Consider the following 12,837-nt stretch of genomic DNA (forward strand, 5'->3'; position numbering starts at 1 on the left):
TGGAGCTTTGTTAACCTTTTGGAACCGCCGTATGCGGACCCGCATGTACGGTGGTGTGAGAGGACGGGGGCTTGCCGCCCCCTCCTACTCGATTGGACATATGCGTAAACTGCTCCGCGCCAAAGGGAAAAATCCCACTAAATCGGCTCATCCGTCTGCAGACGAGCCACATTAAGGGGGGGAATCCCATTAAATTGACCCAAACGTCTGCAAACGAGCCCCATTAGGGGGAAAAATCCCACTAAATGGGTCCAGACGTCTGCAAACGAGCCCCATTAAGGGGAAAAATCCCACTAAATTGGTCCAGACGTCTGCAAACGAGCCCCAATAAGGGGAAAAATCCCACTAAATTGGTCCAGACGTCTGCAAACGAGCCCCAATAAGGGGAAAAATCCCATTAAATTGGTCCAGACGTCTGCAAACGAGCCCCAATAAGGGGAAAAATCCCATTAATCCAGCGCATCCGCCCACAAACGAGCTCCACTAAAGGGAAAAATCCCACTAAATTGACCCAAACGTCTGCAAACGAGGGTCAATAAGGGGAAAAATCCCATTAATCCAGCGCATCCGCCCACAAACGAGCTCCACTAAAGGGAAAAATTCCACTAAATTGACCCAAACGTCTGCAAACGAGCCCCATTAGGGGGAAAAATCCCACTAATCCGGTGCATCCGTCTGCAAACGAGCCCCATTAAGGAAAAAAATCCCACTAATCCGTCCATCGCCCTAACCACCCGCAAACGAGCCCCCTGTGCCTGTCCACCCCTAAACCTATTGACAACCTGTATATACAGGTTTAAACTGTGTGGAGTGTTTGATCTTGTATATACAAGTTTAAATGATTGGAAGAGAACCAAATTCTGGAGGTGCTTCATTTGACACAGACCCGGTATTCGGAATGGTGGCGCCGGTCCACGGTATATCAGGTATACCCTAAGAGCTTTAAGGATACGACAGGCAACGGAACAGGAGATATTAAAGGGCTTACAGAGAAGCTGGATTACCTGCAGGAGCTTGGCATTGATATTGTCTGGCTGCAGCCGGTGTATGTCTCGCCTCAACATGATAACGGTTACGACGTGGCCGATTACGAGGCTATTAATCCGGACTTCGGCACGATGGAGGACTTTGACGAGCTTGTCCAGGAGCTGCACCGGCGCGGCATGAAGCTGATGACCGATATTGTGGTCAATCATACCTCGGTTGAACATGAGTGGTTCAAGCAGGCTGCTTCCGGCAAGGACAACCCGTACCGTGACTATTATATCTGGAAGGACCCGGGCCCGGATGGCGGGCTGCCCAACAACTGGCAATCGAAGTTCGGCGGTCCGGCCTGGCAGTTTGATGAAGCGTCGGGGCAGTATTTTCTTACCCTGTATGATAAAACGCAAGCAGACCTCAACTGGGAGAATGAGAAGGTGCGCCGGGCAGTGAATGATATGATGCTGTTCTGGGCTAAAAAGGGTGTAGACGGCTTCCGGATGGATGTCATTAACGTCATCTCCAAGGACCAGCGCTTCCCTGATGATGACGGCAGTGTGCCGCCGGGAGACGGACGCAAGTTCTACACCGATGGACCCCGGGTCCATGAATTCATCAAGGCGATGTACAATGAGGTGTTCGGGCCGTATGAGATGGTAACGGTCGGGGAGATGTCCTCGACAACGCTTGAGCATTGCATCCGGTATTCCAGTCCCGAGGAGCGGGAGTTCTCCATGACATTCAATTTCCATCATCTGAAGGTGGATTATCCGAACGGGCAGAAGTGGGAGCTGATGCCGTATGATTTTGAGGCGATGAAACGGCTGTTCACGCAGTGGCAGACCGGTATGCAGCAGGGTGGAGGCTGGAATGCCTTGTTCTTCAACAACCATGATCAGCCGCGGGCCATTTCCCGGTTCACCGACGATAAAGCCTACCGTGTGGAAAGCGCGAAGCTGCTGGCGACAACGCTGCACGGCATGCAGGGTACTCCTTATGTCTATCAGGGTGAAGAGATTGGCATGCCTAACCCGATCTGGAAGAGCATTGAGGAATTCCGCGATATTGAGTCGCTGAACATGTACCGGATTTTGCAGGAGCAGGGTAAAAAGCCGGGCACAGCGCTCAGCATCCTTCAGGAGCGTTCACGCGATAATTCCCGGACGCCGATGCAGTGGGATGACAGCCCGAATGCCGGCTTCACTAACGGAACACCGTGGATCAAGGTGGATGAGCGGTACCCGGATATCAATGTGCGCAAAGAGCTCGCCGATCCCGGCTCCATCCTCCATCACTACCGCAGACTGATTGCCCTGCGCAAAGAGCATGATGTGTTTGTGGAAGGGAGCTTCAGCAGACTGGATGAGGCCCATCCTGAGGTGTTCGCTTATGCCAGACAGGCAGAAGGAGCGACACTGGTGGTCGTTTCGAACTTCAGCAGAAAAGAAATCACCTTCCGCTTCGGCGACAAGCAATGGGCAGAGCTTAAGGACAGCAGCGGGCAGCAGCTGCTAATCGGGAATACGGCAGAAGCCCCGGACTTAGCGCAGGAGCTTCCGCTTAGCCCATATGCCTCCTACATGTGGCTGATCCGCAAATAATATATATTTCATCATTATAACTACAGCAGGTAAGGAGTGATCACATGGCCATAGACCGCAAAAATGTAGAGGATATTGTCCGGGCCGTCGGGGGCAAGGAGAATATCGAGGTTGCCACACACTGTGTAACCCGGCTGAGATTCTCGCTCTATGACGAGAGCAAGGTGGATTCGGCAGCGCTGGACCGCAATGAGCTGGTCAAAGGGCAGTTCTCGACCCAGGGACAGTTCCAGATCGTAATTGGACCGGGGACGGTCGATACCGTCTACGATGAAATGATCAAGATTACCGGCGGGTCCCGCGCCTCCAAGGATGAGGTGAAATCGGCGGCCGCCCGTAAGCAGAACCCGCTGCAGCGGGCGATCAAGACGCTGGCCGATATTTTTATTCCGATTCTTCCGGCCATCGTTACTGCGGGTCTGCTGCTCGGGATTAATAATATCCTGACCGGACCGGGCATCTTTTTTGACGAACAGTCGCTGGTTCAGGTCTATCCGGCCTGGAGCGATATTGCTTCCATTATCAACACCATTGCCAGCACGGCCTTTACCTTCCTGCCGGCACTGATCGGCTGGGCTGCAGTTACGCGCTTCGGGGGCAGTCCGCTGCTTGGGATTGTACTGGGCCTGATCCTGGTGCATCCGGATTTGCTGAGTGCTTACAGCTATGCCAATGCTTCACTGGAAGGAACCGTTCCAACCTGGAATCTGTTCGGCTGGCATATTGAGAAGATAGGCTACCAGGGTCAGGTGCTGCCGGTTCTGGTCTCAGCCTATATTCTGGCCGTCATTGAGAAATTCCTGAACAAGCGGGTGCATGATTCCATTAAACTGCTGGTCGTTGCACCGGTAGCGCTGTTAATCACAGGCTTTCTGGCGTTTACCATTATCGGACCACTTACGTTTGCCATCGGTAATGCGATTACGGACGGTCTCGTTTATATCTTCGACCACTTTGCACTGCTCGGAGGTCTGATCTATGGCGGCTTGTATTCCGCGCTGGTCATCACCGGGATGCACCATACGTTCCTTGCCGTCGATGTCCAGCTGATCGGCAGTGAAGGCGGTACCTTCCTCTGGCCGATGCTGGCGCTGTCCAACATTGCCCAGGGGGCTGCCGCACTCGCGATGTTCTTCCTCGTCCGGGAGCAAAAGGCCAAAGGGCTTGCCGTCACCTCCTCTGTATCCGCCTTCCTCGGCGTTACAGAGCCGGCGATCTTCGGGGTTAACATCCGTTACCGTTATCCGTTTTTCTTCGGGCTGATCGGTTCCGGGCTGGCCGGCATGCTGCTGACGCTTAATAACGTTCGGGCCTCGTCCATCGGGGTAGGCGGGATTCCCGGCTTCCTGTCGATTTTCCCGAACCAGTGGGGCGTGTTCTTTGTCGGGATGGCGATTGTGCTGATTGTGCCGTTTGGCGCCACTATGCTGTATGGCCGTATAGCTGTGCAGCGTGCTAAAAAGAATCAGCCGGCTGAGACTGCCCGGACTGGCGCGGTGAACGGGAGCAATGAACTCAGCAGCCGCAGCTCTGTGCAGGCCTCGCAGGAGCCAGTGAACATCCTGGAGCTGGCTGCACCGATAACCGGAACGGCAGTAACGCTGGACAAGGTTCCTGATCCCGCTTTTGCCGAGAAGCAGATGGGTGAAGGGATTGCAATTGAGCCGTCTGACGGTAAGGTCTTTGCTCCGTTTGATGCTACAGTGGCCCATGTGATCAAGAGCAAGCATGCGCTAATTCTGGAACATGCCAGCGGCGTACAGGTGCTCATTCATGTGGGAATCAATACGGTGTCTCTTAAAGGCAGCGGCTTTACCTCGCACCGGAACATCGGTGACAAGGTCCGGGCAGGCGAGCTGCTGCTGGAGTTCGATATGGATGCAATCCGTGCTGCCGGTCTTCCGGTCATTACGCCGATTATTATTCCTGCCGGACAGGATATGGTAGAACGGATTGAAGAGAAGACCGGACCGGCGACAGCCAAGCAGACCGGTATCCTGACTATTCATCTTAAGGGCTGAACGAGCCCGCACCGGTAAAGAATGACTGCAGATGGACAGCCCTTTCGGGGCTGTTTTTCTGTTACGCCTTGTCCACAATTGAAGCGATGCTTCCTTCGGCATTGCATGATACAATATAGGACGGTGATCAACATTGAGAGAAAATATCTATCTGCAAATCTATAATGAATACAGCAGCCGGATTCATTCCGGCCAGCTTCAGCCGGGGGCCAAGCTGCCGTCCGAAAGTGAGCTTGCCGAAAGCTACGGTACCTCCCGGGAGACGGTGCGCAAAGCGCTTAATCTGCTGTTCCGGGAAGGCTACATCCACAAAATCAAAGGCCGGGGCTCGTTTGTGCTGGATATGACCCGGATGGATTTTCCCGTGACCGGCCTCATTTCCTTCAAAGAGATGGCTGACACGCTGGGCGGCCCGTCCCGGACCCTGGTTGAAGAGACCGTGCAGGAGCCGGCCGGCTCCATACTAGCCAGGCAGCTGCAGATTCCGGAGGATGCCATGATCTGGAAGGTCATCCGGGCCAGAGAGATTGAAGGGGAACGGATTATTCTGGACAAGGACTATTTCCGGGCGGATATTGTGCCGTTTCTGAGCAGGGACATTGCCGCAGGCTCGATCTATGAATATCTGGAAGGGGAGCTCGGGCTGAAGATCAGCTATGCCAAAAAACTGATCTCCGTAGAGACCTCGACAGAGGAGGACCACCGGCTGCTTGATCTGAAGAAATACACGCATATCGTTGTCGTACGGAACTACGTCTATCTGGAGAACACTGTGCTGTTCCAGTACACTGAATCCAGGCACCGGCTGGACAAGTTCCAGTTCGTGGATTTTGCCAGACGGGTGCGGCGGTAAATAAGCAGCAAAAAAGTATCCTGAGTGCCGACAGGCCGGGGTGCTTTTTTTTTATTTTCACAACGAAAAAACAAGGCTTCATTCTGTGAAGCTTCTTAAAAAAAACCGCATCAAGCTTAAAAAAGCCGCATATGGAGCGCCTGCTTTCTATGGTACTATTGCAAGCGTATTCATAAATAACGGCCTTGCATTTTAACACAAAAGGAGAGCGATCATGAAAACCTACCTGAAGCCATTCTTGTCCGTGCTGCTGTGTATCTGTCTGCCGGTGACTTCCTTGTTTACGGGTCCGGGAGTTAATGCTGCGTCTGCGGGGACAGCCTTAGCTTTTCCGGCGGCGCAGGATGCCTTTGTGTCCAATTTTAACGGTCAGGGCAATGCCCTGGGAACAAGCCTGAACGCAGCCAAATTAATCTATGGAAAGTCCCGTCATGCTTATCTGAAGTTTGATTTGTCCTCCATTGATACGGGCCGGTATGATCCGGACGAAATGACAATGCAGCTTAGCTTCAGAAAATCACATGCGCCGAACGAACTGGTCTTTACGGAAAGTGAATCTGTACTGCGTGACACAAATAACGAGTGGACAGTGACCAATGTTACGTACAACACCCGTCCTTATGAAATCGCCGCCGCTCCGGCGGTTACCCGGGCGGTCACATCAACCGGTGAAGAGAATCTTACCGTTGATCTGTCTCCCATCTTCCGCAATGCGTTAAACTACGGAAGAAAAACGGTAAGTATTCATCTCACGACGGCAAAAGCGGAGGACAATACGGTTAGTGCCAGTGAGTTATTTTCCTCAAGAAACACTTCAGGTTTTCCGGGACCTGTCCTGAACGTTACGCTGGGTCATCCGGTTGTAAACGACAGAGCCGCACTGAACGCGCTGATTGGGCAAGCAGAGCAATTAATTGAAACCGTATACACACGGGAAAGCTGGGCGATATTTATGGCGGCACTCCATCAGGCCAAAGCTTTAAGTATAAACGATGCAACGCAGGCAGAGGTTGACGAGGCCCGGTTAACGCTGCAGACAGCGATGGACAATCTGGAGATTATGGAGCTTCCGTCCCAAATTACCGGTTCAGACCTGGGAGATTACTATAGTAACAGCCAGACTGCGGCGATGATCCTTAAGATGAGGAACGGGGATGGACAGTATGTAAAAGCAGACCCGGTGACGGAAAAGCTGTCGCTTACCGCTGATCCCGGCGAGGCCTCTGCGTTCGCTCTGTATGTGCTTGATTATTTTGCGACGGTGGATCATGAGGAGCCGGAGGCCGGGGCGACCAGAACGGCTTATTCCATCAAGTCGCTGGATACCGGGAAATATCTGACCATCCAGAACTATTTTACGGAAAAAGAGTTCATGGACAATACCCACCGTTATTTCAATATTATAAGCGGCGCGGCGAGCGGCGTCAGTACGGACAGGACGTTCGAGATTACAGCATCGGCAGCAGTAGCGGGGTGGAACGAGCGTTTTTATGTGGATCAGTATACGAAATCCGGCTTCTACCGGATCTGGTCGCATCTGTCCACCATGAGGGATGACGGCAACTTCAGCCGCTTTAATGTGACAATGACTGCTAATGCCATGCAGAGCAGCGGGAGGGCCGCTGAGAATACGGAGTACCGGTTTTATTTTGAACAGGTTACGGGAAAAGACCCGCTGGAAATCAGCCAGAAGGTAACCGGAGATACTGCTGCTCTATTCTGGAAGCCCGTGAACGGGGATACGGACCCTGCCGGTTATAAGATTAACGGTACGGTATCTGACGCGGTTTATTCGGATGGCCTCATGCAGGTGAAGCTGCAGGGTTTGAGCGCCGGCACTCATGCGTATACGGTTGAATATAACGGAAGTGGTTATAGCGCGAAGGCGGATGTGAATATCCGTATCTTCAGCCATCCGGGGATTTTGCTAAGTATGCAAGACCTGGAGGACATGAAGGCGCATGTACAGGCTAAACAAGAGCCCTGGTACTCCGATTACCGGAGAATGACGGACAGTGTTCCTTACGGGGTAGCCAGCTCCGGTTATCAGACCAAGGTGTTCTCCAAGGTCGGGCGTGGAGGGGCTCCTTCTGATTCCGGTAACATCGGCTATTTTGAAAAAGGAGGCAATGCCGCGTACTTCAACGCCCTGCAGTGGGTCATTACGGGAGACGATCAGTATGCGGACATTGCTGCAGGCATGCTGAGTGAGTGGGCAAAAACGCTGAAGGTGATTGACGGCAGGGACAGAATTCTGGGAGCGGGCATCAATGCCTACAAGTATGCGAGTGCTGCGGAGATTATCCGGTATTACGGCGGCGGGTACAGCGGGTACAGTGATGAGGACTTTGCGGCGCTGCAGGCTATGATGCTGAATGTGGTCTATCCTGTCATCCAGGATGCGGCGGTTCCGATGCTGGCCAACGGTAACTGGGATGCGGCTGCTATTGTCAGTATGATGGCGATTGGTGTGCTGTGTGACAATCCGGGGATTTTTGAGCGCGCGATGGGCTTTTATCAGGATATTCATACGAATGGCTCTATCTTCGCTTACGTGAACGACTCGGGGCAGACGATGGAGACTGGCCGTGATCAGGCCCATGCGATGCTGGCGCTTGGTTATATGGCGGAAATCTGCCTGATTGCCGCTAACCAGAATGAGGATTTAGCTTCTCTGTATGATAACAGGCTGGCGAAGGCTTTTGAGTATTCAGCCAAATACAATCTGTATTCACAGGAATTGTCCGGGGTGGAGGTTCCTTTTACAGCAATGCCGAATGTGTTCGGCGATACCGGGAGAGGGTATTACGGGACAGGGTTTGATATGGAGAACAACGGGCTGAACCGGGGCGAGCTGAGACCTGTTTTTGAGCAGGGACTGGCGCTTTACAGCAAGGCAGACGGTGTGGATATGACCTGGACGGCCCGGGCGGCGGCGGCAATGCGTCCCCAGGGCATGGTGCATTTTGACAACCTGAACTTTGGCACACTGACCTATTACAACGGGGAGCCGCAGTCTGAGGCAGCCGGGCCGTATTTTCAGATGCGGACGCGCTGGGAGCCCTTGTATCAGCGAAACTGGAGTACCGTTAACGGTCAAAAAGCTGCCGAGACCCTGAACTCGTATTATACAGTCAATGCCAATGGTGAGCTTACTACCAGCTCGATGAAAAAGGATGCTCCGTTCTTTCAGCTGATAGCAGGCGAGGACGGCACGTATTCGATCCTGCTGCTTGAGAACAACAAGTATCTATCGGTAAAAGAAGAGAAGTCAGGGGACTACAACCTGATCAAGGCGGATGCCACCGAGATTGGTGACAATGAAAGGTTCATCCTGAGCTCCAGCGGAGTCGGCCCGTTCTTCCTGGCTTCTCCCAAATACGATAACCGGATTGTCTATCAGGAGGCAGCGGGTGTGGGCAGCAATGCCGTTCTGACGCTTCGCCTGGGAAGCAAAACGCTCTCGCAGATCACGGATATTCCGGACATTTCCACCAGCGAGCGGCTAATCTTCATGTTTAATACAGAGGATATCGCGCTGCCGGACGGCAAGCCCGTTCCAAGCCAGCCGGAGAACCCGGCAACCCCTGGCGGCGTGCAGGCAGAAGAAGCTGCTGATTCACTGCAGATTTCCCTGAACGGGTTAAGCGGTACGCTTAGCAAAAATGAGAATGGCGGCTACAGCCTGCTCCTCAGCGAGGGACAAATCGGGACGGCTCTGGGCGGCAGCGGCGAGCTGATCATCAATGCGGACGGCATTGATAATCTGACGGTTCAGTTCTCCGCAGCGGCGATGGGGACAGCGAAGCTTATCATTAAAAGCGGATATGGCAGCGCAACTCTTCCTAGCTCTACATTGCAGATGATGAACAAGAAGTACGGCGATTTGCTGGCGCTCCACATCCGCAAAGGCAGCTATACCATCGAACTGCTGAAGGACGGCAAACCGGCAGTCTATTCGGAGCCCGGTTATCCGCTGACCATTACGCTGCCTGTTGAGTTAACCGAAGGCCGTAATATTAACGAGTATACCGTAGTTAAAAAAGAAAACGGAAAAGACGTTATCTTGCCGCTGGCTGCAGCAGACGGCAACAGCGTGACCTTCGCCGCTGCGGCTACCGGCACTTATGACGTTGTATATAACGGTCACATTTTTCATGACGTGCCTTCTGCCCATTGGGCGGCGCAGGATATAGCTTTTGTGGCGGCGCGCGGGTTGTTCGGAGGTACTGGCAAGGAGCTGTTCGACCCCCGGACGCCGATGACCCGGGCGATGTTCACCCGGGTGCTGGCTAATCTGGAGGGAGTGGACCTTGGCAGCTATGCAGCACCGGCATTCAGGGATACCGCTGCAGGACAGTGGTATACTCCTGCGGTAGCCTGGGCTGCCCAAAGCGGCATAATTAACGGAACGGGGCAGGGGCTGTTCAGCCCGGATGCTGTGATTACACGCGAGCAGATGGCTGTAATGCTGTATAACTATACAGCAACCAAGGGCTATAAGCCGCGTGCCATTACGTCGCCGGACTTCACCGATGCCGGAAGCGTGAATGCGTGGGCGAAGGAAGCGGTAGAGGCTGTTGCGGCGGCAGGTATTCTGAGCGGCAAGCCGGGCGGTTACGCTGATCCGAAGGGAGAAACGAGCCGGGCGGAAGCTGCGGTGGTCTTTGCCCGGCTGATCCGGGCGTGGGGGGCGGAGCAATCTTGAGCCGCGTGATGTAACGGTGAGGTGGTGTTAGAAGCGTAGCCTGCGGACGGGATCTGCAGGCTACGCTTTTTGACGTCATAAATAGACAAAGTTGCGACTGAGCTTCTATGAATATATAATATTCAATTAATATGATAGGGCAATAGATCCGGGAAAGGCAGGCGCATGCTATGAAACTTTTGTTTTCGCAGGTGAATACAGCGGAAGAAACTGCTGAGGTGGCCCGGTTGGCGGGGGAAATATGGCGCGAATATTACGTTTCCATTATTACAATGGAGCAGATTGATTACATGATTGAAAAGTTCCAGTCTGTTCAAGCGATTACGGATCAGATTTCTAATCAGGGCTATGAATATTACATAATCCGTGGTGACGACTCCGTAGTCGGATATATTTCGGCCAGACCGGAAGCAGGCAAGCTCTTCTTGAGCAAGTTCTACATAGGCAAGGAGCACAGGGGGCGCAGCTATGCCAGCCAGGCGCTGGCTTTTCTGGAGAAGCTGTGCAAAGACCGGAGCCTGAGCCATATTTGGCTCACGGTCAATCGTCATAACGAATCCAGTATTGCGGTATATGAGAAAAAAGGCTTCCGGACGGTACGGGAACAAGTAGCCGATATCGGGAATGGATTTGTCATGGATGATTTTATTATGGAAAAAGAAATTCCGGCACTATAGTGTAACTTAATTGAATAAGGACAACGCGGCAGCTGGACAAAAAAATCAGCTGCTGTTTTATTTGGCTGTATGGAATTATTTTCAATTTGCTCTTGAGTAGTTTTGTTATCTATGTTATATATGTAATATAACAAACAATAAAGGAGGGCTGTTTTTGTTCATCGAGCTCGATCTGCAATCGGAAACCCCGATCTATACACAACTGGTTGACCAAATCGTCGAAGGGATCGCCTCCGGTGCCTTGCGGCCCGGGGATCCGCTTCCGTCGATTCGTAGCTTGGCGGAGGACCTGGGGATCAATCTTCATACCGTTAACAAAGCCTATAATCTGCTTAAGCAGGAGGGCTTGCTTCAAGTACACCGGAAGACAGGCGTTATCGTTCAGCCGGGCGGGATGCCCGGCGTGACAGAGGCATTCGAGGAGAAGCTCCGGCGGCAGCTGCGGTCCCTTGCGGCGGCAGCTGCGGTAAGAGGCATGGCGGAAGAGGTATTCGCACAGGAGAGCAGATCGGTGTACCGGGATATTATTACGAATCGCGGAGGGGAATAACATTGGCACAACAACCGGTAATCTTGATATCCAGCCTTTATGTAATGATCGTTTTGATGCTTAGCTTACAGGTCTATCTCGGATTGCGGACTGTGCTGTTCGGCATTGTGCTGCCTGAGGAGGCCCGGCAGGATCCTGCCGTCCGTGCCATTCGCCGGAATTATGCTATGCTTACCAGCGGTTTTGCGGCCATTGTCGGCGCAGGGGCTTGCTTTTTATGGTTGCGCCATCTGCCTGCGTGGGGTCTTCTGATTTGGACGGCAGCTATTTTGCTTTCAATCATAGGGTCAGGCTTTGCCATGTGGATCAGCCGGATGTCCGCAGTGCGCTTGAAAGCAGCCAGAGGCTGGGAGATTGCCCGGCAGAGTAAGCGCGCAGCAAGTCTTATGGCCGGAAGGATGCAGAGACCGGTGTTAAGCCCGTGGTGGTATACCGTAAATACTGCCGTGATGGGGCTGTGCATCTTTTTCGCTGCTGCGAAGTGGGATGCGATTCCGCAGGTGCTGATTCTCGGGAATTTCAGTTTTAACAAATCCGTGTGGATTGTGTTCGTACTAAACATGGTGCAAGCGCTAAATATCACCGTTTTCCTCTGCTATAACCGGCTGATCAGCCGCGCAAGGACATCGCTGGATCCCCAGGACCGGGAAGGCTCGCTGCAGAAACAATTAGCGCATAAGCGGATCCATTCGATTTTGGCATGGGCCGCTTCGCTGCTAATGATTGTATTCGTAGGAGTGTCGCAAGCCATAGGATTGTACGGCTGGAAGGGAAATCTGCTCTTCCTCTCCGGCATGTCGCTCTTTGCAGCGCTCTTCCTGGCATTGACTGGCGTCATGCTGTACCTGCGCATCAAAGGTATTGATCAGCTAAGGGACGTTCCGTCGATGGAGGAGAGGCACTGGAAGTGGCTCGGAAGCATTTATGTGAATCCTGAGGATCCGGCGCTGCTTGTTCCGAACATTAACGGTTTCGGCTGGACGATCAATATGGCCAATCCCCGCGGTAAAATCATAGTCGCTGCGACGGCAGCCATTCCGGTGATCGAATTTATCTTGATTTTGCCTGTAATAAATAAATAAGGCGAAAGTCTGGAGGGAAACTTCAAATGATAAAAAGCCGGCGGATAATCCTGGTTTTGTTCATTTTATGTCTGCTGCTGGCAGGCTGCGACGATAACACACCACTTGATGCAATGGAGAATATTGCAGGGGCGCTGAATACATCCGAGGTGGCACAGTCAAGGGCTGTCCCGGTAACAGTGTTAACAGAGGAAGCGGACTCGCCGTCCTATGCCGGAACAGAGTTTGGGATTTCTGCAAAGTAACTTTTCAGCGGGAGTAAAAAGAGCAAGGGGCTGTCCCAAAAGCCATGAAATGGCTACTTGGGACGGCCCTTGGTTTGGAGTAGGATGTACGTATTCACTTGGGTGGACGCTCCGCGAAC

Annotated in this window: 8 protein-coding genes; all 8 read left to right on the plus strand. The window is 52.8% G+C overall.

The window, feature by feature from the left end; all coding sequences use genetic code 11:
- Positions 1 to 866 precede the first annotated feature (866 nt).
- The 8 genes from treC to M2108_RS30790 all read left to right on the plus strand — a co-directional run bounded on the left by treC (position 867) and on the right by M2108_RS30790 (position 12,718).
- The gene (gene treC / locus M2108_RS30755) at positions 867 to 2,582 is read left to right on the plus strand and encodes an alpha,alpha-phosphotrehalase (RefSeq protein WP_481857225.1); all 1,716 of its coding nucleotides are present in this window, start codon (positions 867 to 869) and stop codon (positions 2,580 to 2,582) included.
- 44 nt (positions 2,583 to 2,626) lie between these two features.
- Complete coding sequence (gene treP, locus M2108_RS30760) at positions 2,627 to 4,603, plus strand: PTS system trehalose-specific EIIBC component (protein WP_277473270.1); 1,977 nt, start codon at positions 2,627 to 2,629, stop codon at positions 4,601 to 4,603.
- Positions 4,604 to 4,736: 133 nt separating this feature from the next.
- Positions 4,737 to 5,456, plus strand: a complete 720-nt coding sequence (gene treR / locus M2108_RS30765) for a trehalose operon repressor (protein WP_277473271.1) — start codon at positions 4,737 to 4,739, stop codon at positions 5,454 to 5,456.
- 214 nt (positions 5,457 to 5,670) lie between these two features.
- Positions 5,671 to 10,164 carry an S-layer homology domain-containing protein gene (locus M2108_RS30770; protein ID WP_277473272.1) on the plus strand — a complete coding sequence of 1,498 codons (4,494 nt, stop codon included), beginning with the start codon at positions 5,671 to 5,673 and terminating at the stop codon, positions 10,162 to 10,164.
- Between the two features lie 170 nt (positions 10,165 to 10,334).
- A complete protein-coding gene (locus M2108_RS30775) occupies positions 10,335 to 10,841 on the plus strand; it encodes a GNAT family N-acetyltransferase (protein ID WP_277473273.1) in 507 nt (168 codons plus the stop codon).
- A 154-nt stretch (positions 10,842 to 10,995) separates the two neighbouring features.
- Positions 10,996 to 11,391: a GntR family transcriptional regulator gene (locus M2108_RS30780; protein WP_277473274.1), complete on the plus strand. Its 396-nt coding sequence runs from the start codon at positions 10,996 to 10,998 to the stop codon at positions 11,389 to 11,391.
- Positions 11,392 to 11,393: 2 nt separating this feature from the next.
- Positions 11,394 to 12,473 carry a DUF5808 domain-containing protein gene (locus M2108_RS30785; protein ID WP_277473276.1) on the plus strand — a complete coding sequence of 360 codons (1,080 nt, stop codon included), beginning with the start codon at positions 11,394 to 11,396 and terminating at the stop codon, positions 12,471 to 12,473.
- 26 nt (positions 12,474 to 12,499) lie between these two features.
- A complete protein-coding gene (locus tag M2108_RS30790) occupies positions 12,500 to 12,718 on the plus strand; it encodes a hypothetical protein (RefSeq protein ID WP_277473277.1) in 219 nt (72 codons plus the stop codon).
- Positions 12,719 to 12,837 lie beyond the last annotated feature (119 nt).

Source organism: Paenibacillus sp. PastM-3 (genome assembly GCF_029893965.1).
In the GTDB taxonomy this organism is placed as follows: domain Bacteria; phylum Bacillota; class Bacilli; order Paenibacillales; family Paenibacillaceae; genus Paenibacillus_AQ.

Bases quoted from the DNA above. Each gene is read 5' to 3' on its own strand.
- treP (WP_277473270.1), top strand. From the start codon at position 2,627: ATGGCCATAGACCGCAAAAATGTAGAGGATATTGTCCGGGCCGTCGGG.
- M2108_RS30770 (WP_277473272.1), top strand. From the start codon at position 5,671: ATGAAAACCTACCTGAAGCCATTCTTGTCCGTGCTGCTGTGTATCTGT.
- M2108_RS30775 (WP_277473273.1), top strand. From the start codon at position 10,335: ATGAAACTTTTGTTTTCGCAGGTGAATACAGCGGAAGAAACTGCTGAG.
- M2108_RS30790 (WP_277473277.1), top strand. From the start codon at position 12,500: ATGATAAAAAGCCGGCGGATAATCCTGGTTTTGTTCATTTTATGTCTG.